This window comes from Aeromonas sp. MTB (assembly GCF_056632455.1).
In genome coordinates, this window is record NZ_CP147026.1 from 4227501 (window position 1) to 4246196 (window position 18696).

Here is an 18696-nt window from a genome sequence, read left to right on the forward strand (position 1 = left end):
CCTACTTTAACGATACCGCGCTCTACACGACCGGTAACTACGGTACCACGGCCAGCGATGGAGAATACGTCTTCGATAGGCATCAGGAACGGCTGGTCAATCGCGCGCTCCGGCTCCGGGATGTAGGTATCCAGGTGGCCAGCCAGCTCGATGATTTTCTCTTCCCACTGAGCGTCGCCTTCCAGCGCTTTCAGTGCGGAACCGCGAACTACCGGCAGGTCATCACCCGGGAAGTCGTACTCGGTCAGCAGTTCACGAACTTCCATCTCGACCAGTTCGAGCAGCTCTTCGTCATCAACCATGTCACACTTGTTCATGAACACGATCATGTACGGGATACCAACCTGACGACCCAGCAGGATGTGCTCACGAGTCTGCGGCATCGGGCCGTCAGTCGCTGCTACTACCAGGATCGCGCCGTCCATCTGGGCAGCACCGGTGATCATGTTTTTAACGTAGTCGGCGTGACCCGGGCAGTCTACGTGGGCGTAGTGACGGGTAGCGGTGTCGTATTCTACGTGGGAGGTGTTGATGGTGATACCACGCTCACGCTCTTCCGGTGCCTTGTCGATCTGGTCGAAGGCGAAAGCTTTACCACCGAAGTGCTTGGCCAGCACGTTGGTGATAGCTGCAGTCAGGGTGGTTTTACCGTGGTCAACGTGGCCGATGGTGCCGACGTTTACGTGCGGTTTATTACGCTCAAATTTTTCTTTAGACACGACGTAGTCCTTCTAGGTTAAACCCGCCTACCGTCGTAGGCGGGGAATCTTAAATTACTTGGATTTGCGCTCTTCGATCACGGCTTGTGCAACGTTGGTCGGTGCATCGTGATACTTGGCGAATTCCATGGCGTAGGAAGCACGACCCTGGGTAGCGGAACGCAGTGCAGTTGCATAACCGAACATTTCGGCCAGCGGCACCAGAGCACGTACGATCTTGCCAGACGGGCCATCTTCCATACCTTCGATCAGGCCACGACGACGGTTCAGGTCACCGATAACGTCGCCCATGTAATCTTCCGGAGTTTCAACTTCTACTTTCATGATCGGTTCGAGCAGAACCGGGTTGGCTTTCATGAAGCCAGCCTTAAAGGCCATGGAAGCAGCGATTTTGAACGCCAGTTCGGAAGAGTCGACATCGTGGTAAGAACCGAAGTGCAGACGCACACCCAGATCCATAACCGGGTAACCAGCCAGCGGACCAGATTTGAGCTGCTCACGGATACCTTTATCAACACCCGGGATGAATTCACCAGGAATGACACCACCTTTGATGTCGTTGACGAATTCGTAGGCTTTGCCTTCTTCCAGCGGGTACATGTCGATAACAACATGACCGTACTGACCGCGACCACCAGACTGCTTGGCATGCTTGCCTTCGATGTCTTTAACAGTGGTACGGATGGTTTCACGGTAAGCAACCTGCGGCTTACCTACGTTGGCTTCAACCTTGAACTCGCGACGCATACGGTCAACGATGATGTCCAGGTGCAGCTCACCCATACCAGCGATGATGGTTTGACCTGACTCTTCGTCAGTCCATACGCGGAAGGACGGATCTTCCTGAGCCAGACGGCCCAGTGCCAGACCCATCTTCTCCTGGTCAGCCTTGGTTTTCGGCTCAACAGCGATAGAAATTACCGGCTCCGGGAATTCCATACGCTCGAGGATGATCGGTGCGTTCGGGTCACACAGGGTGTCACCAGTGGTCACGTCTTTCAGACCGATAGCAGCAGCAATGTCACCAGCGCGTACTTCTTTGATCTCTTCACGCTTGTTGGCATGCATCTGAACGATACGGCCAAAACGCTCGCGCTTGTCCTTGACGGAGTTCAGCACGGTGTCACCGGAGTTAATCACGCCAGAGTAGACACGGAAGAAGGTCAGGTTACCAACGAACGGGTCGGTAGCGATCTTGAACGCCAGAGCAGAGAACGGCTCGTCATCAGAAGCGTGACGCTCGTCTTTGGTCTCGCCGTCCATTTTCAGGCCGTCGATAGCAGCAACGTCGGTCGGAGCCGGCAGGTACTCGATCACGGCATCCAGCATTGCCTGTACACCCTTGTTCTTGAACGCGGAGCCACAGGTTACCAGGATGATTTCGTTGTTCAGCACGCGCTGACGCAGAGCACCTTTGATCTCTTCCTCGGTCAGCTCTTCGCCGCCCAGGTATTTTTCCATCAGGTCTTCAGACGCTTCAGCAGCGGCTTCAACCAGATTCATGCGCATTTCTTGCGCCTGTTCCAGCAACTCGGCCGGGACGTCTTCGTAATCGAAGGATACGCCCTGATCAGCTTCATTCCAGTTGATGGCTTTCATCTTGACCAGGTCAACAACGCCCTTGAAGTTCTCTTCAGAGCCGATGTTCAGCTGAAGGGGAACCGGAGTACCTTTCAGACGGGTCTTGATGTGCTCAACGCAGCGCAGGAAGTTGGCGCCGGTACGGTCCATCTTGTTGACGAACGCGATACGGGGAACCTTGTACTTGTTAGCCTGACGCCATACGGTTTCAGACTGTGGCTGTACGCCACCTACGGCACAGTACACCATCACGGCACCGTCCAGAACACGCATTGAACGCTCTACTTCGATAGTAAAGTCAACGTGGCCCGGGGTATCGATGATGTTGATACGGTGCGGTTGGAACTGTTTACCCATACCGGACCAGAAAGCGGTGGTCGCGGCGGAGGTGATGGTGATACCACGCTCTTGTTCCTGTTCCATCCAGTCCATGGTGGCAGCGCCATCGTGAACTTCACCGATCTTGTGACTTACACCGGTGTAAAACAGTACGCGCTCGGTAGTAGTAGTCTTACCGGCGTCAATGTGAGCGGAGATACCGATGTTACGATAACGCTCAATGGGGGTTGTACGAGCCATTGTCATCCTCTTACTAAGGCGCTTGTCCCTAGATAATTAAAGGTGCGCAGAGTCAAAAGACCCTGCGCAAGCGGATTACCAGCGGAAGTGAGCGAAGGCTTTGTTCGCTTCAGCCATACGGTGAACGTCTTCACGTTTCTTGACAGACGAACCCTTATTGTCAGCGGCATCCAGCAGCTCGCCAGCCAGACGCTGAGCCATTGATTTTTCACCACGTTTACGAGCGGCATCAACCAACCAGCGCATTGCCAGGGCATTGCGACGTACCGGACGAACTTCTACCGGCACCTGATAGGTTGCACCACCGACGCGACGAGATTTAACCTCGACCGCCGGACGAATGTTATCCAGAGCTTCTTCGAATACGGCCAGGTGCTCTTTGCCAGATTTGGTGGCAATGATGTCCAGGGCGCCATAAACAATGGCTTCTGCAACAGATTTCTTACCGTCAACCATTACTACGTTGACAAATTTAGCCAGCAGCTCTGATCCGAACTTGGGATCTGGCAGGATTTTACGCTGACCAACAACACGACGTCTTGGCATTTCAAATTCTCCGTAACTTCAGGGATTACCCAAAACTAGAAAGCTATCTAACTAGAAACGAATTAACGTTTGGCCTTACTTAACGGAGAACCATTAAGCTTTAGGACGCTTCACGCCATACTTGGAGCGAGCCTGCTTACGGTCTTTAACACCGGCACAGTCCAACGCACCACGAACGGTGTGATAACGAACACCTGGCAAGTCTTTTACACGACCGCCACGGATCAGAACAACAGAGTGCTCTTGCAGGTTGTGACCTTCACCACCGATGTAGGAGGTGACTTCGAAGCCGTTGGTCAGACGTACACGGCACACTTTACGCAGTGCAGAGTTAGGCTTCTTCGGGGTGGTGGTATATACACGAGTGCATACGCCACGCTTCTGAGGGCACGCTTCCAGCGCCGGCACGTTGCTTTTCACAACGAGCTTGATGCGTGGCTTGCGAACCAACTGGTTAATAGTTGCCATCAAAAGGCTCCTGATAATGACTTCATAAACGTGTGGAAAATCCTCCCCGCAGATACGGGGACGCGAAATTTTATGCCCTGTTGTCTGGGGAGTCAAGATTTATACAATTTGCGTCACAAAAGGGCAATTCAGATCCGTTTGATTTCACAACATCACCTTGAATTTTCTTGAAAATATGCTTCTCAGCCACCCCAGGTGCGCGGAGAACCTTTTTGCGCAATCAGTGCCACCAGACCCGCCATATCGAGCACATTGCCCACCCGATGCTGCAAACCGCGAGCTTGCAGATCTTCCTGCATCACATAAAGCGGGATACCCGCCAGCCGCGCGCTCCACTGGGGAGCCGATGCCGCAATCACGGCATCCTGCATCAGTACCAGCTCATCCTCGGGCTGAAGGTATGAGAGCGCCTCTGCCAGAGCCTGACTCTGAAAAGGGGAGTTCAATATCAGATGCAACATGGAGACCTCAAAAGCTGATGTGAGTCGAACACTGTGCCCAGCGCCGAGCCAGTTCCTGGCGCGGCAGACTCTCGACGGGGATCAGCAGATCATCCACTGTCACGCCACGCTCTGCCAGCGAGTCAGCACAAACATAGACCTCTTCGATGTCGTAGAGTTCCAGCATTTTGAAGGTGGGCGCGTAGTGGCGCTGCAAAATGGCGGCAGGCTGCTGCTCCTTGAGCAGTTGCAGCACGCCGTCCCCAATCAGGAAGAGGGCCAGCTCATCGGTCATGGCCGAGGTGGCCAGCAGGGCATCCAGTCCTTCCCGACCGGCGGCATGGCCATGGGGGCCACGACTGCAGATAAAGGCGATTTTCTTGCTCATGACTCCCCCTAGAACTGAACCAGCCGATCGGCGGTGAGCGCCGCCTCGGCCAACTGGCCCAGACCGCTCAGGCAAAATGGCGCTTGCAGATTGAAGTGCACCTGCCCTGCCCCCTTGGCCTCCTGCTCATCGAGCACACCGCGCCGCATGGCGGCGGCGACACAGACGTCGATACGGATCCCCTGCTCTTCTGCCAGCTCTCGCCACAGACGCACCAGGTCAGTCTCATCGGATGCAGGCAGATGCAGACCGTTGCCGTTGCAGACCCCATCCTGATAGAAAAACAGGTGGGACAAGGTATGCCCCTGTGCCAACAGGGTGCGGGCAAAACGATAGGCGGTGCTGGCCGATTGGGAGCCATAGGCAGGCCCCGTGACCAGGATGGCAAAACTCAGACTCATAGCAGGGCTCCTGTGCTGACCCGGTCCATTTTACGCCAAAAACAAAAAAGCCCCTGCCAGGAGGGGCTTGATTCGATCTGTTGATCAGAGATGGGCAATAGCCTCAACTTCGACTAGCACATCTTTCGGCAGACGGGCCACCTCTACGCAGGAGCGAGCTGGCGCCGCATCGCCAAAGTAGCGGGCATAGACCTGATTGAAGGCAACGAAGTTGTTCATGTCGCTCAGGAAGCAGGTGGTTTTGACCACTTTGCTGGCATCGGCACCCGCAGCGTGCAACACGGCAACCAGATTCTTCATCACCCGCTCGGCCTGCTCTTCGATGCCGCCGGCCACGATCTCCATGGTGGCAGGATCGAGCGGGATCTGCCCGGAGGTGAAGATCATCTCGCCAACCTTGGTAGCCTGAACATACGGACCAATCGCGGCAGGCGCCTTGTCGGTTGCAATCACTTCTTTAGCCATTCATCTATCCCCTTCTGGAATGAGTTACTCGTTCTCGTCTTCACCCTGCTTGCGCTGTCGGATGTAAAGATAAACGGTATGTTTTGAAATATTGAGTTTGTCCGCCACCAGATTGATCGAATCCTTGATGTCAAAAATGCCCTTCTCGAACAGCTGGGTCACGATGAAGCGGTTCTTGGCATTGTTGGCCACGGTGGGATCGCGATTGATCTCGTCGATGGTGTTATCCACCGTCTGGGCAACCAGCTCTTCCACGCTGTTGGCGAAGGTCTCTGGTGACTGGCGCGCCGCCTGCTGGGGCGTCGGGAAAAATTCGGCAACGAACTCGTGGAAAGGCGCATTGATGTGCAGGTTGATGCAGATAAGCCCCACAACTTGCCGCTCGCTGTTGCGAATGGCGATGGTGCTCGACTTCATCAGCGCGCCGGTACGGCTGCGAGCGAAATAGCTCTGGGTGTAATCCTGGCCGGTGCTCTCGATGTCCTTGAGCATGCGCAGGGCGAGATCGGTGATGGGCGCCCCGAGGGTGCGTCCGGTATTGAAGCCGTTGGCGATCTTGATCACCGACTCGTGCAGATTTTCCAGGGAGTGGAGTACCACTTCACAATGCTTGCCGAACAGCTCGGCCAAACCATCGATGAGCCCATCGTATGAGCGCAACAATTCCCTGTCTTCATCTGTAAAAGTGCGGCTGATCAGCTGTTCTTCGGGAAGCATGGCTTCCTCGATACCGACAGTCATGTTCTACCCCTGTAATAACCATTCAACTTTCCCGAGTTTTAAATTGCAGGGGAGTAAAGTCAACTTTTTTTGATTTTTTACTCTACAACTTTGCTCTGGATCATCCTGAAACCCGCGCTGCGTCTACCTTTGCCGAGGAATTGGCCAACAAAAAGGGCTCCTTGAAGGAGCCCTTTTTAATCACGGATGACGAGTTACTCTTCGTCGAAGCTACCGGCTGCGTTCAGCAGATCCGCCAGGTTCTGCTCCGCTTCATCAGCGGTCACCTGCGGGGTACCAACAGCACGAGCTGCGGCAGCACGCTGGTTGATCCGGCTATGGTGGTAGGCAAAGCCGGTACCAGCCGGGATCAGACGACCCACGATGACGTTCTCTTTCAGACCACGCAGTTCATCACGCTTGCCACCTACGGCGGCTTCGGTCAGAACGCGAGTGGTTTCCTGGAAGGAAGCCGCGGAGATGAAGGACTCGGTGCTCAGAGATGCCTTGGTAATACCCATCAGAACATGACGGTAGGTCGCAGGGGTCTTGCCCTCGGCAACCAGCTTACGGTTGGCAATCTTCACACGAGCAACTTCAACCTGTTCGCCTTCGATCAGATCGGTATCGCCAGCGCTCAGGATCTCGCACTTGCGCAGCATCTGACGAACGATGACTTCGATGTGCTTGTCGTTGATCTTAACGCCTTGCAGACGGTAAACGTCCTGCACTTCGTTGGCGATGTAGTTGGCGACCGGGCTGATACCGCGCAGACGCAGGATGTCGTGAGCAGACTCGGGACCGTCCGCCAGCACTTCACCCTTCTCAACTTTTTCACCTTCGAACACGTTCAGGTTACGCCACTTCGGAATCATCTCTTCGTAGACGTTGCCACCATCGGTCGGGGTGATGACCAGACGGCGCTTGCCCTTGGTCTCTTTCCCGAAGGAGATGGTACCGGAGATCTCGGCCAGAATTGCCGGTTCCTTCGGTTGACGTGCTTCGAACAGATCCGCAACACGCGGCAGACCACCGGTGATGTCCTTGGTACCGCCGGACTCTTGCGGGATACGCGCTACCGCGTCACCCACGCCCACGTTGGCACCATCTTCCAGGTTCACGATCGCCTTGCCCGGCAGGAAGTACTGGGCGGCTACATCGGTACCCGGGATCATCACGTCTTTGCCGTTCAGGTCGACCAGTTTCACGGTCGGACGCATCTCTTTACCGGCGCTCGGACGCTCGTTGACGTCCAGAACAACGATAGAAGAGAGACCGGTCAGCTCGTCGGTCTGACGAGTGATGGTCACGCCATCGATCATGTGTTCGAACTGCAGGCGACCTGCCACTTCGGTGATGATCGGGTGGGTGTGCGGATCCCAGTTGGCAACGGTCTCGCCAGCGCTCACGGCCTGGCCGTCCTTCACTTCCAGCACGGAACCGTAAGGCAGCTTGTGGCTTTCCTTGGTACGGCCCATGTCGTCCATGATGGTCAGTTCGGTAGAACGTGAGGTGATAACCAGTTTGTCATCGCTGTTGTGAACGAACTTGGCGTTCTGCAGCTTGATGGTACCGGTGTTCTTGACCTGGATGCTGCTTTCAGCAGCGGCACGAGATGCAGCACCACCGATGTGGAAAGTACGCATCGTCAGCTGGGTACCCGGTTCACCGATGGACTGGGCGGCGATAACACCGACAGCCTCACCCTTGTTAACCAGGTGACCACGGGCCAGATCACGGCCGTAGCAGTGAGCACAGTTACCGAAGTCAGTTTCACAGGTGATGGCAGAACGCACCTTCACACGGTCAACGGAGTTGCGTTCCAGCAGGTCACACAGCTGCTCGTCGAGCAGGGTGTTGCGAGCAACCAGGATCTCGTCCTCGGTACCCGGCTTGATGACATCTTCTGCCACCACACGACCCAGCACGCGCTCACGCAGCGGCTCGACCACGTCGCCACCCTCGATCAGCGGAGTCATCCACAGACCGTCGGTAGTGCCGCAATCGTCCTCGGTGATCACCATGTCCTGCGCCACGTCTACCAGACGACGAGTCAGGTAACCGGAGTTCGCAGTCTTCAGTGCAGTATCCGCCAGACCCTTACGAGCACCGTGGGTAGAGATAAAGTACTGCAGTACGTTCAGACCTTCGCGGAAGTTCGCGATGATCGGGGTCTCGATGATGGAGCCATCGGGCTTGGCCATCAGGCCACGCATACCGGCCAGCTGACGGATCTGGGCGGCGGAACCACGCGCACCAGAGTCGGCCATCATAAAGATGCTGTTGAACGAGGCCTGCTCTTCTTCTTCACCCAGCGAGTTGACGTTACGCTCTTTGGACAAGTTCTCCATCATGGCCTTGGAGACACGCTCGTTGGCGCTGGCCCAGATATCGATAACCTTGTTGTAACGCTCGCCCGCAGTTACCAGACCTGACAGGAACTGGTCCTGGATCTCGGCAACTTCGGCTTCGGCTGCTGCGATGATGTCTTTCTTGGCATCCGGGATGACCATGTCATCGATACCAACGGAAGCACCGGACAGGGCCGCGTAGTGGAAACCGGTATACATCAGCTGGTCAGCGAAGATAACGGTGTCCTTCAGGCCCTGCTTGCGATAGCAGGTGTTCAGCAGACGGGAGATGAGCTTTTTGCCCAGCGCCTTGTTGGATACGCACTTGATCCAGTTCTGCGGATTGGCATCCAGATCAGCCTGTTCTGCAGCAGTCAGCACCTTCGGCTCGTCGATCAGGGCGTATTCCATGCCTTTCGGCAGGATCAGGCTCAGGATCGCACGACCAACGGTGGTGTTCTTCATCTCGGTGTGTTCACGCAGAGAACCGTCTTCCTGACGTAGGTATTCGGTAATGCGTACTTTCACACGAGCATGCAGATCGGCCAGACCGGCGCGATATACTTTCTCGGCTTCTTTCGGGCCGGCCAGCACCATACCTTCGCCTTTGGCGTTGATACGGGCACGGGTCATGTAGTACAGACCCAAGACCACGTCCTGAGAAGGAACGATGATCGGCTCACCGGAGGCAGGCGACAGGATGTTGTTGGTAGACATCATCAGCGCACGCGCTTCCAGCTGGGCTTCCAGGGTCAGCGGTACGTGGACCGCCATCTGGTCACCATCGAAGTCCGCGTTATACGCAGCACAAACCAGCGGGTGCAGCTGGATTGCCTTGCCTTCGACCAGAGTCGGTTCGAATGCCTGGATACCCAGACGGTGCAGAGTCGGTGCACGGTTCAGCAGAACCGGGTGCTCGCGGATCACTTCGTCCAGGATATCCCAAACGACAGCTTCCTCGCGCTCCACCATCTTCTTGGCGGCCTTGATAGTGGTCGCCAGACCGCGGGTTTCCAGCTTGCCATAGATGAACGGCTTGAACAGTTCCAGCGCCATCTTCTTCGGCAGACCGCACTGATGCAGACGCAGAGTCGGGCCTACGGTGATAACGGAACGACCGGAGTAGTCGACACGTTTACCGAGCAGGTTCTGACGGAAACGACCCTGCTTACCCTTGATCATGTCGGCCAGGGATTTCAGCGGGCGCTTGTTGGAACCGGTGATGGCACGACCGCGACGGCCGTTATCCAGCAGCGCATCGACGGACTCTTGCAGCATGCGCTTTTCGTTGCGCACGATGATGTCCGGAGCAGCCAGATCCAGCAGACGCTTCAAGCGGTTGTTACGGTTGATCACGCGACGGTACAGATCGTTCAGATCGGAAGTCGCGAAACGGCCGCCGTCCAGCGGTACCAGCGGACGCAGGTCCGGCGGCAGCACAGGCAGCACTGTCATGATCATCCACTCCGGCTTGTTGCCGGACTGCAGGAAAGCTTCCATCAGCTTCAGACGCTTGGTGGTCTTCTTGCGCTTGGTCTCGGAGTTGGTTTGATCCAGCTCCTCACGCATGGTTTTGACTTCACCTTCCAGATCGATAGCGCGCAGCAATGCCAGGATTGCTTCGGCCCCCATCTTGGCGTCAAATTCGTCGCCCCACTCTTCCAGCGCATCCAGGTACTGCTCTTCAGAGAGCATCTGGCTGCGTTCGAGGTTGGTCATGCCCGGCTCGATTACGACGAAAGATTCGAAGTAGAGCACGCGCTCGATGTCGCGCAGGGTCATGTCCAGCAGCAGACCGATACGGGACGGCAGGGACTTCAGGAACCAGATGTGGGCAGTCGGGCTGGCCAGCTCGATGTGGCCCATACGCTCACGACGGACCTTGGTCTGGGTCACTTCAACGCCGCACTTCTCACAGATCACACCACGGTGTTTCAGGCGCTTGTACTTGCCGCACAGACACTCGTAGTCCTTCACCGGTCCGAAGATACGGGCGCAGAACAGACCATCACGCTCCGGCTTGAAAGTCCGGTAGTTGATGGTCTCAGGCTTTTTGACCTCACCGAATGACCAGGAGCGGATCATGTCAGGAGAGGCCAGACCGATCTTGATACTGTCAAACTCTTCGGTCTTGGTCTGAGCCTTCAAAAACTTGAGTAAGTCTTTCACGTGTTTCCCCTGTCAGGAGTCTAACCTCGGCGCCCCGGCTGCCAAAACAGCGGGGCGCCCACGTCAATTCTCGAACAATAAGAGCGAGCTCTTACTCTTCGTCCAGCTCGATGTTGATACCCAGAGAGCGGATTTCCTTCAGCAATACGTTGAAGGATTCGGGCATGCCCGGCTCCATACGGTGGTCGCCATCCACGATGTTCTTATACATCTTGGTACGGCCATTCACATCGTCAGACTTGACGGTCAGCATTTCCTGCAGGGTATATGCCGCACCGTAAGCCTCCAGGGCCCACACTTCCATCTCACCGAAACGCTGACCACCGAACTGAGCCTTACCACCCAGCGGCTGCTGGGTAACCAGGCTGTAAGAACCGGTAGAACGCGCGTGCATCTTGTCGTCGACCAAGTGGTTCAGCTTGAGCATGTACATGTAACCAACGGTTACTTTACGCTCGAAGCGGTTACCGGTACGGCCATCGAACAGATCAATCTGACCGGATTCCGGCAGATCGGCCAGCTTCAGCAGGGCTTTGATTTCGCGCTCTTTGGCACCATCAAACACTGGAGTAGCAACCGGCAGACCCTTACGCAGGTTACCCACCAGGGTACGTACGTCGTCATCAGACAGTTCGGCGATGTTCACTTGCTGGGTGTCCTTCTCGCCCAGGTCATAGACCTGTTGCAGGAAGTTGCGCATCTCGTGCAGCTCACGCTGCTCTTTGACCATGCGATCGATCTTCTCGCCGATACCCTTGGCCGCAAGGCCCAGGTGCACTTCGAGGATCTGACCGATGTTCATACGGGATGGTACGCCCAACGGGTTCAGTACGATGTCGACCGGACGGCCGAACTCGTCATGAGGCATATCCTCGACCGGACAGATCTTGGAGATAACACCCTTGTTACCGTGACGGCCCGCCATCTTGTCACCCGGCTGGATGCGACGCTTGACTGCCAGATAAACCTTGACGATTTTCAGTACGCCCGGTGCCAGATCATCACCCTGGATAATCTTGCGACGCTTGTTCTCGAATTTCTTGTCGAACTCGGCTTTCAGCTCAACGTGCTGTTCAGCGATCTGTTCCAGTTCGGTCTGCTTGCCTTCATCTTCGATGGCCAGTTCAAACCACTTGGAGCGATCGAGCTTGTTCAGACGATCTTCGCTGTAACCGGCGGCCAGCAGCAGGTTGCGGGAGCGGCCGAAAATGCCGTCTTCCAGGATCTTGAACTCTTCGGTCAAGTCCTTCTTCGCTTCCTTCAGCTGCATCTCTTCGATTTCTTTGGCGCGCTTGTCTTTTTCCACGCCATCGCGGGTAAAGACTTGCACGTCAACCACGGTACCGTACACACCGTTCGGCACACGCAGGGAGGAGTCCTTCACATCGGACGCCTTCTCACCGAAGATGGCGCGCAGCAGCTTCTCTTCCGGCGTCAGCTGGGTTTCACCTTTCGGGGTTACCTTACCGACCAGAATGTCGCCGCCCTTCACTTCGGCACCCACGTAGACGATACCGGACTCGTCCAGCTTGGACAGAGCGGCTTCACCCACGTTCGGGATGTCAGCAGTGATCTCTTCCGGACCCAGCTTGGTGTCACGGGAGATACAGGCCAGTTCCTGGATATGGATGGTGGTCAGGCGATCTTCCTGAACAACACGCTCGTTCACCAGGATCGAGTCTTCGAAGTTGTAACCGTTCCACGGCATGAACGCGACGCGCATGTTCTGACCCAGCGCCAGTTCACCCAAGTCGGTGGACGGGCCGTCAGCCAGTACGTCGCCAGCCATGACCGGCTCACCCAACATCACGCAAGGACGTTGGTTGATACAGGTGTTCTGGTTGGAACGGGTGTATTTGGTCAGGTTGTAGATGTCGATACCGGCTTCGCCTGGCATCAGCTCATCTTCATTGACCTTCAGGACGATACGGGAGGCATCGACATAGTCGATTACGCCACCACGCTTGGCCACTACGGTTACACCGGAGTCAACGGCCACAGCGCGTTCCATACCGGTACCTACCAGCGGCTTGTCAGCACGCAGAGTCGGTACAGCCTGACGTTGCATGTTTGAACCCATCAATGCGCGGTTCGCGTCATCGTGTTCCAGGAACGGGATCAGAGCCGCTGCCACAGATACGATCTGCTGCGGGCTCACGTCCATATACTGGATCTGGTCGGCGTTCATAAAGGTGGATTCACCTTTGTGACGGCACGGGATCAATTCATCTTTCAGACGGCCATCTTCGGTGGTCGCGGCGTTAGCCTGTGCGATCACGTACTTGCCTTCTTCAATAGCAGACAGGTAGTCCACTTCGTCGGTGATCACACCGTCAATGACCTTACGGTACGGGGTCTCGAGGAAACCGTACTCGTTGGTACGAGAGTACACGGACAGAGAGTTGATCAGACCGATGTTCGGACCTTCAGGAGTCTCGATAGGGCACAGACGACCGTAGTGAGTCGGGTGTACGTCTCGGACTTCAAAGCCGGCACGCTCACGAGTCAAACCGCCCGGGCCCAGCGCGGAGATACGACGCTTGTGGGTCACTTCGGAGAGCGGGTTGTTCTGGTCCATAAACTGGGACAGCTGGCTGGAACCAAAGAACTCTTTGACTGCGGCGGAGATCGGCTTGGCGTTGATCAGATCCTGCGGCATCAGGGTGTCCAGGTCGCCCAGGGAGAGACGCTCCTTGACCGCACGCTCGACACGCACCAGACCGACGCGGAACTGGTTTTCAGCCATTTCACCGACAGAACGGATACGACGGTTACCCAGGTGGTCGATATCGTCCACTTCGTCGTTACCGTTACGGATGTCGATCAGGCGCTTCATCACATCGACGATGTCGTCTTTGGTCAGTACGCCCGCGCCAGTCTCGTCTTCACGACCCAGACGGCGGTTGAACTTCATCCGACCTACGGTAGACAGGTCGTAACGCTCGGCGGAGAAGAACAGGTTTTCGAACAGCTGTTCTGCAGCTTCGCGAGTAGGCGGCTCGCCCGGACGCATCATGCGATAGATCTCGACCAGCGCTTCCAAACGGTTGGAGCTGGAGTCGACACGCAGGGTCTCGGACATGTAGGCACCGTGATCCAGTTCGTTGGTGAACAGAACCTCGAAATGCTTGAAGCCGGCTTGGGACAGGTTGGCGATCGCTTCCAGGCTCAGCGCCTGGTTGGCGGTCACGACCATCTCGCCAGTTTGCGGATGTGCGTAGTCCTTGGCAGCAACTTTGCCAACAACATACTCAACCGGTACCTCAATCTGGGTAACGGCATCTTTTTCCAACTGACGGATGTGACGCGCAGTCACACGACGACCGGTCTCAACCACCACGGCGCCATTGGCCACGATGTCAAAGGTCGCAGTTTCACCACGCAGACGCTCCGGCACCAGATCCATCATCAACTTGCCATCTTTTACTTCAAAACCGATGGTCTCGAAGAAGGTGGCCAGGATTTGTTCGGAAGTGAAGTCCAGGGCGCGCAGAATAATGGATGCTGGCAGTTTGCGACGACGGTCGATACGGACAAACAGGTTGTCTTTCGCATCAAACTCGAAGTCCAGCCAGGAGCCACGGTAGGGGATAACGCGAGCGTTATACAGTACCTTACCGGATGAATGAGTTTTGCCTTTATCGTGGTCGAAGAAGACGCCCGGGCTGCGGTGCAGCTGGGAGACGATAACCCGCTCGGTACCATTGATAACAAAGGTGCCGTTCTCGGTCATGAGCGGAATTTCGCCCATGTATACTTCTTGTTCCTTGATGTCTTTGACGGTGCCGGCAGCTGCTTCACGGTCGTACAGAACCATACGAAGCTTGACACGCAGCGGCGCGGAGTAGGTCACTCCACGGATCTGGCATTCTTTTACGTCAAATACCGGCTCACCCAGGCGATAGCTGACATACTGAAGCTCAGCACTACCGGAGTAACTGGTGATCGGGAAAACGCTACGGAAAGCGGCCTCTAGGCCATATTCACCTTCCGGGTCAGCCTCGATGAACTGCTTGAAGGAGTCCAGCTGAATGGACAACAGATAAGGCGTGTCCAGTACCTGGTCTCGCTTACCGAAGTCCTTACGAATGCGTTTTTTTTCGGTATAAGAGTAAACCATAGGGTTCCTCAGCTCGCTGATAAGTGACCCACTCTGTCCCGCGGGACAGCTCTGTCTCAACACCGTTTTGTGTTGGCCCGGACGAAAGAAGACAGTCCGGATTGCTGGTGCACCGAGAGTCGTAAACGGTGTGAAATGCTCTCAGTCTACAGCGCAAAAAGGCTGGTGAACAAAAATTCACCAGCCCTAGCCTGTTTTATCAGGCTAATCTACATAAATGCAGATTATTTGATCTCAACAGAAGCACCGGCAGCTTCCAGCTCTTTCTTCAGAGCTTCAGCTTCGTCCTTGGACACGCCTTCCTTCAGGTTAGCCGGAGCAGCTTCTACCAGATCTTTGGCTTCTTTCAGGCCCAGACCGGTAGCGCCACGAACGGCTTTGATAACGGCAACTTTGTTGGCGCCAGCAGCAGTCAGAACTACGTCGAACTCGGTCTTCTCTTCTACTGCTTCAGCAGCAGCCGGGCCAGCCATTACGGCAGCAGCGGCAGAAACACCGAACTTCTCTTCCATAGCTTCGATCAGCTCAACAACTTCCATTACGGACATGGAAGCAACGGCTTCGATGATTTGGTCTTTAGTGATAGACATGACAAAAATTCCTGATGTTGAATAAACTCAAACAGCCTAAATAGGCGAGAATCAAGCAGCAGCTTGTTTCTGGTCGCGAACAGCAGCGATAGTACGAACCAGCTTGCCAGCAGAGGCTTCTTTCATAGTCGCCATCAACTTCGCAATTGCTTCTTCGTAAGTCGGCAGCGTGGCCAGACGATCAATTTGTGCTGCGGCGATAAACTCACCGTTAAAAGCGCCAGCCTTGATTTCGAACTTTTGGTTCGCTTTGGCAAACTCTTTGAACAGACGAGCAGCAGCGCCCGGGTGTTCGTTAGAGAAAGCAATCAAGGTAGGACCGGTAAATGCGTCGTTCAGGCACTCGTATTCGGTACCTTCTACCGCGCGACGCAGCAGGGTGTTACGCACAACGCGCATGTACACACCGGCTTCACGAGCGGTTTTACGCAGGACGGTCATCTTGTCTACAGTTACACCGCGAGAATCGGCAACAACTGCAGAAAGAGCGCCTTTGGCAGCTTCGTTGACTTCAGCAACAATTGCCTTTTTGTCTTCGAGTCCCAATGCCATTGGCTTAACTCCTGGATTGAATCCGGGTCTATTGACCCAGTACTGACACATCCCCCCTACCTTTACAACAGAGGGGAACGATGCGGTAGCAGGATTCCAGAAGAGAAAGAATCTTTCTCGCTGGGTTTCCGGCACCGTCTACGCAGGAAACATTAAGGCTTTGCAGCCTCCTGCGGTCTTGGACGGAGGTCGAAACCCCCAACCAATCAAGGCGCAAAATTATAGATTAAATTTTGCGCCTTGTAAAACCCATCAATTAGGCCTGAGCTTCCAGAGAAGCTTGGTCTACGGCAACACCGGCACCCATGGTGGTGGAGATGCTGACTTTCTTGATGAATTGACCTTTGGCGGAAGAGGGCTTGCCTTTTTTCAGGGCAACCAGCAGAGCTTCCAAGTTTTCTTTCAGCTGAACTTCGTTGAAAGAAACCTTACCCAGAGTGGTATGGATGATACCATTCTTGTCGTTACGGTAACGAACCTGACCAGCCTTGGCGTTCTTGACAGCTTCGGCAACGTTAGGAGTTACAGTACCAACTTTCGGGTTCGGCATCAGGCCGCGCGGGCCCAGGATTTGACCCAGTTGACCAACAACGCGCATGGCATCCGGGGATGCGATAACTACGTCGAAGTTCATCTCGCCTTTCTTAACCAGATCGGCCAGGTCATCCATACCTACCAGGTCAGCACCGGCAGCTTTAGCTGCTTCGGCGTTGGCACCTTGGGTAAATACGGCAACGCGTACATCACGACCGGTACCGTGCGGCAGTACAGTAGCACCACGTACGTTCTGGTCAGATTTACGAGCGTCGATACCCAGGTTGACAGCAACGTCAACGCTTTCAACGAACTTGGCGGTAGCCAGTTCTTTCAGCAGGGCAATGGCTTCGTTGATGGAGTACTCTTTGGTACCGTCAACTTTTTCGCGAATAACGCGCATACGCTTGGAAAGTTTAGCCATTGTCTTAATCCTCCACTACCAGACCCATGGAACGAGCGGAGCCTGCGATGCAACGTACTTTTGCATCCAGATCGGCACCAGTCATATCCGGCTCTTTGGTCTTGGCGATTTCTTGCAGCTGAGCAACGGTCACCTTACCAACCTTGTCTTTGTTCGGCTTGGAAGAACCAGACTTGATGCCAGCAGCTTTCTTCAGCAGGAAGGAAGCAGGCGGAGTCTTGGTTTCGAAGGTGAAGGAACGGTCGCTGTAAACGGTGATCACGACCGGAGTCGGTGAACCTTTTTCCAGCTTCTCTGTACGTGCGTTGAACGCCTTACAGAATTCCATGATGTTAACACCGTGTTGACCCAGTGCAGGACCAACGGGAGGAGACGGGTTGGCTGCACCAGCAGCAACCTGCAGCTTGATATAAGCTGTGACTTTCTTAGCCATTAGGAAAATACCTCAAAAATGGGTTCTAGCGCCTCGGAGACTTGCTCCTGCAAACGGCTCCCCAACTAATAAAGGGGCAGCGAATTATAGAGATATTCGCTGCCCCTGACAACCGTTAAACGTACAGAATTCAATCAGCCCTTTTCGACCTGACCAAAATCCAGTTCAACAGGAGTAGAACGACCGAAGATCAGTACAGAGACCTTCACGCGGCTCTTCTCATAATCGACCTCTTCAACGGTGCCGTTGAAGTCGGCAAACGGACCATCGGCAACCCGCACCATTTCACCCGGTTCAAACAGGGTTTTCGGACGCGGCTTGTCGTGGGCATCCTGCAGACGGTTCAGGATGGCATCGGCCTCTTTGTCGGAGATCGGTGCCGGACGGTCGGAAGTACCGCCAATGAAGCCCATTACACGCGGTACGTTACGCACCAAGTGCCATGTGGTTTCATCCATGATCATCTGGACCAGGACATAACCCGGGAAAAACTTGCGCTCACTCTTGCGCTTCTGGCCAGCACGCATCTCGACCACTTCTTCGGTCGGGACCAGTACTTCACCGAACATGTCTTCCATGCCATGCATCTTGATATGTTCACGCAGGGACTTGGCTACACGGCCTTCATAGCCGGAAAAAGCCTGCACGACATACCATCTCATACGTTGTTCACGTTGTTCAGTCATGGCTTATCCTTACACACCGGTAATCAAGTTGACCAACCAGACCAAGGCACCGTCCAGAACGAACAGCAGCAGCCCCATCACGGCGGTCACCGCCAGCACAATCAGGGTTGTCTGAATGGCTTCCTGACGGGTCGGCCATACGACCTTGCGGACTTCCAGGCGAGACTCACGGGCAAATGCCAGTGTTGCCTTTCCCTTGGTGGTTTGCAGGGCTACTGCACCGGCAGCAGCAATGACAACGACCACACCCAAGGCGCGGACGGCAGCGACAACATCGTTGAGCAGGTAATTACCCACTACAGCGGCCGCCAGGATAATGAAAACCAGGCCCCAAAGCAGGGTATCCTTGCTTCCGCCCTGGCTCTCAGAACTAACACTCATACAACCCACCTGTATCTGACGTAACCAAAGACACAAAAGCCCCGTACGAGACGAGGTATATGGCAGGGGCGGCAGGACTCGAACCCGCAACCATCGGTTTTGGAGACCGCTGTTCTACCAATTCGAACTACGCCCCTACACAAGAAAGC

At 55.2% G+C, this 18696-nt stretch carries 17 protein-coding genes and 1 tRNA gene (1 of these 18 cut by a window edge); all 18 read right to left on the reverse strand.

The window, feature by feature from the left end; all coding sequences use genetic code 11:
* A protein-coding gene (tuf, locus tag WBR25_RS19345) for an elongation factor Tu (RefSeq protein ID WP_005339879.1) crosses the window boundary here: on the reverse strand, positions 1–719 show its 5' portion. Its footprint begins 466 nt before the window's first position; only the first 719 of its 1185 coding nucleotides appear in the window; it begins with the start codon at positions 717–719; its stop codon lies off the left edge, out of view.
* Positions 720–773: 54 nt separating this feature from the next.
* The gene (gene fusA, locus WBR25_RS19350; protein WP_021229318.1) at positions 774–2879 is read right to left on the reverse strand and encodes an elongation factor G; all 2106 of its coding nucleotides are present in this window, start codon (positions 2877–2879) and stop codon (positions 774–776) included.
* 75 nt (positions 2880–2954) lie between these two features.
* Positions 2955–3425, reverse strand: coding sequence for a 30S ribosomal protein S7 (gene rpsG / locus WBR25_RS19355; protein WP_005339911.1), 471 nt, complete (start codon positions 3423–3425; stop codon positions 2955–2957).
* Positions 3426–3518: 93 nt separating this feature from the next.
* Positions 3519–3893, reverse strand: a complete 375-nt coding sequence (gene rpsL, locus WBR25_RS19360) for a 30S ribosomal protein S12 (protein WP_005306278.1) — start codon at positions 3891–3893, stop codon at positions 3519–3521.
* A gap of 182 nt (positions 3894–4075) precedes the next feature.
* On the reverse strand, positions 4076–4354 hold the full coding sequence (gene tusB / locus WBR25_RS19365) for a sulfurtransferase complex subunit TusB (RefSeq protein WP_005339909.1): 279 nt from the start codon (positions 4352–4354) through the stop codon (positions 4076–4078).
* A 7-nt stretch (positions 4355–4361) separates the two neighbouring features.
* Positions 4362–4721: a sulfurtransferase complex subunit TusC gene (tusC, locus tag WBR25_RS19370; RefSeq protein WP_005341830.1), complete on the reverse strand. Its 360-nt coding sequence runs from the start codon at positions 4719–4721 to the stop codon at positions 4362–4364.
* Between the two features lie 8 nt (positions 4722–4729).
* Positions 4730–5122: a sulfurtransferase complex subunit TusD gene (tusD, locus tag WBR25_RS19375; protein WP_479748984.1), complete on the reverse strand. Its 393-nt coding sequence runs from the start codon at positions 5120–5122 to the stop codon at positions 4730–4732.
* 84 nt (positions 5123–5206) lie between these two features.
* A complete protein-coding gene (locus WBR25_RS19380; RefSeq protein WP_005339904.1) occupies positions 5207–5587 on the reverse strand; it encodes a RidA family protein in 381 nt (126 codons plus the stop codon).
* A gap of 24 nt (positions 5588–5611) precedes the next feature.
* Positions 5612–6328: a helix-turn-helix transcriptional regulator gene (locus tag WBR25_RS19385; protein WP_005339902.1), complete on the reverse strand. Its 717-nt coding sequence runs from the start codon at positions 6326–6328 to the stop codon at positions 5612–5614.
* Positions 6329–6522: 194 nt separating this feature from the next.
* Positions 6523–10827 carry a DNA-directed RNA polymerase subunit beta' gene (gene rpoC, locus WBR25_RS19390; protein WP_005339899.1) on the reverse strand — a complete coding sequence of 1435 codons (4305 nt, stop codon included), beginning with the start codon at positions 10825–10827 and terminating at the stop codon, positions 6523–6525.
* Positions 10828–10918: 91 nt separating this feature from the next.
* Positions 10919–14947: a DNA-directed RNA polymerase subunit beta gene (gene rpoB, locus WBR25_RS19395; RefSeq protein ID WP_005339897.1), complete on the reverse strand. Its 4029-nt coding sequence runs from the start codon at positions 14945–14947 to the stop codon at positions 10919–10921.
* 224 nt (positions 14948–15171) lie between these two features.
* Positions 15172–15537 carry a 50S ribosomal protein L7/L12 gene (gene rplL, locus WBR25_RS19400; RefSeq protein WP_005306304.1) on the reverse strand — a complete coding sequence of 122 codons (366 nt, stop codon included), beginning with the start codon at positions 15535–15537 and terminating at the stop codon, positions 15172–15174.
* A 51-nt stretch (positions 15538–15588) separates the two neighbouring features.
* Positions 15589–16089, reverse strand: a complete 501-nt coding sequence (gene rplJ, locus WBR25_RS19405; protein WP_005339895.1) for a 50S ribosomal protein L10 — start codon at positions 16087–16089, stop codon at positions 15589–15591.
* A 256-nt stretch (positions 16090–16345) separates the two neighbouring features.
* Positions 16346–17047, reverse strand: coding sequence for a 50S ribosomal protein L1 (rplA, locus tag WBR25_RS19410; RefSeq protein WP_005339888.1), 702 nt, complete (start codon positions 17045–17047; stop codon positions 16346–16348).
* Between the two features lie 4 nt (positions 17048–17051).
* Positions 17052–17480, reverse strand: coding sequence for a 50S ribosomal protein L11 (gene rplK / locus WBR25_RS19415; protein WP_005339887.1), 429 nt, complete (start codon positions 17478–17480; stop codon positions 17052–17054).
* Between the two features lie 134 nt (positions 17481–17614).
* Positions 17615–18166, reverse strand: coding sequence for a transcription termination/antitermination protein NusG (gene nusG / locus WBR25_RS19420; RefSeq protein WP_005306318.1), 552 nt, complete (start codon positions 18164–18166; stop codon positions 17615–17617).
* A 9-nt stretch (positions 18167–18175) separates the two neighbouring features.
* Entirely contained in the window at positions 18176–18547 is a 372-nt protein-coding gene (secE, locus tag WBR25_RS19425) for a preprotein translocase subunit SecE (RefSeq protein WP_005306322.1), read from the reverse strand.
* 60 nt (positions 18548–18607) lie between these two features.
* Positions 18608–18684 (reverse strand) — tRNA-Trp (locus WBR25_RS19430).
* Positions 18685–18696 lie beyond the last annotated feature (12 nt).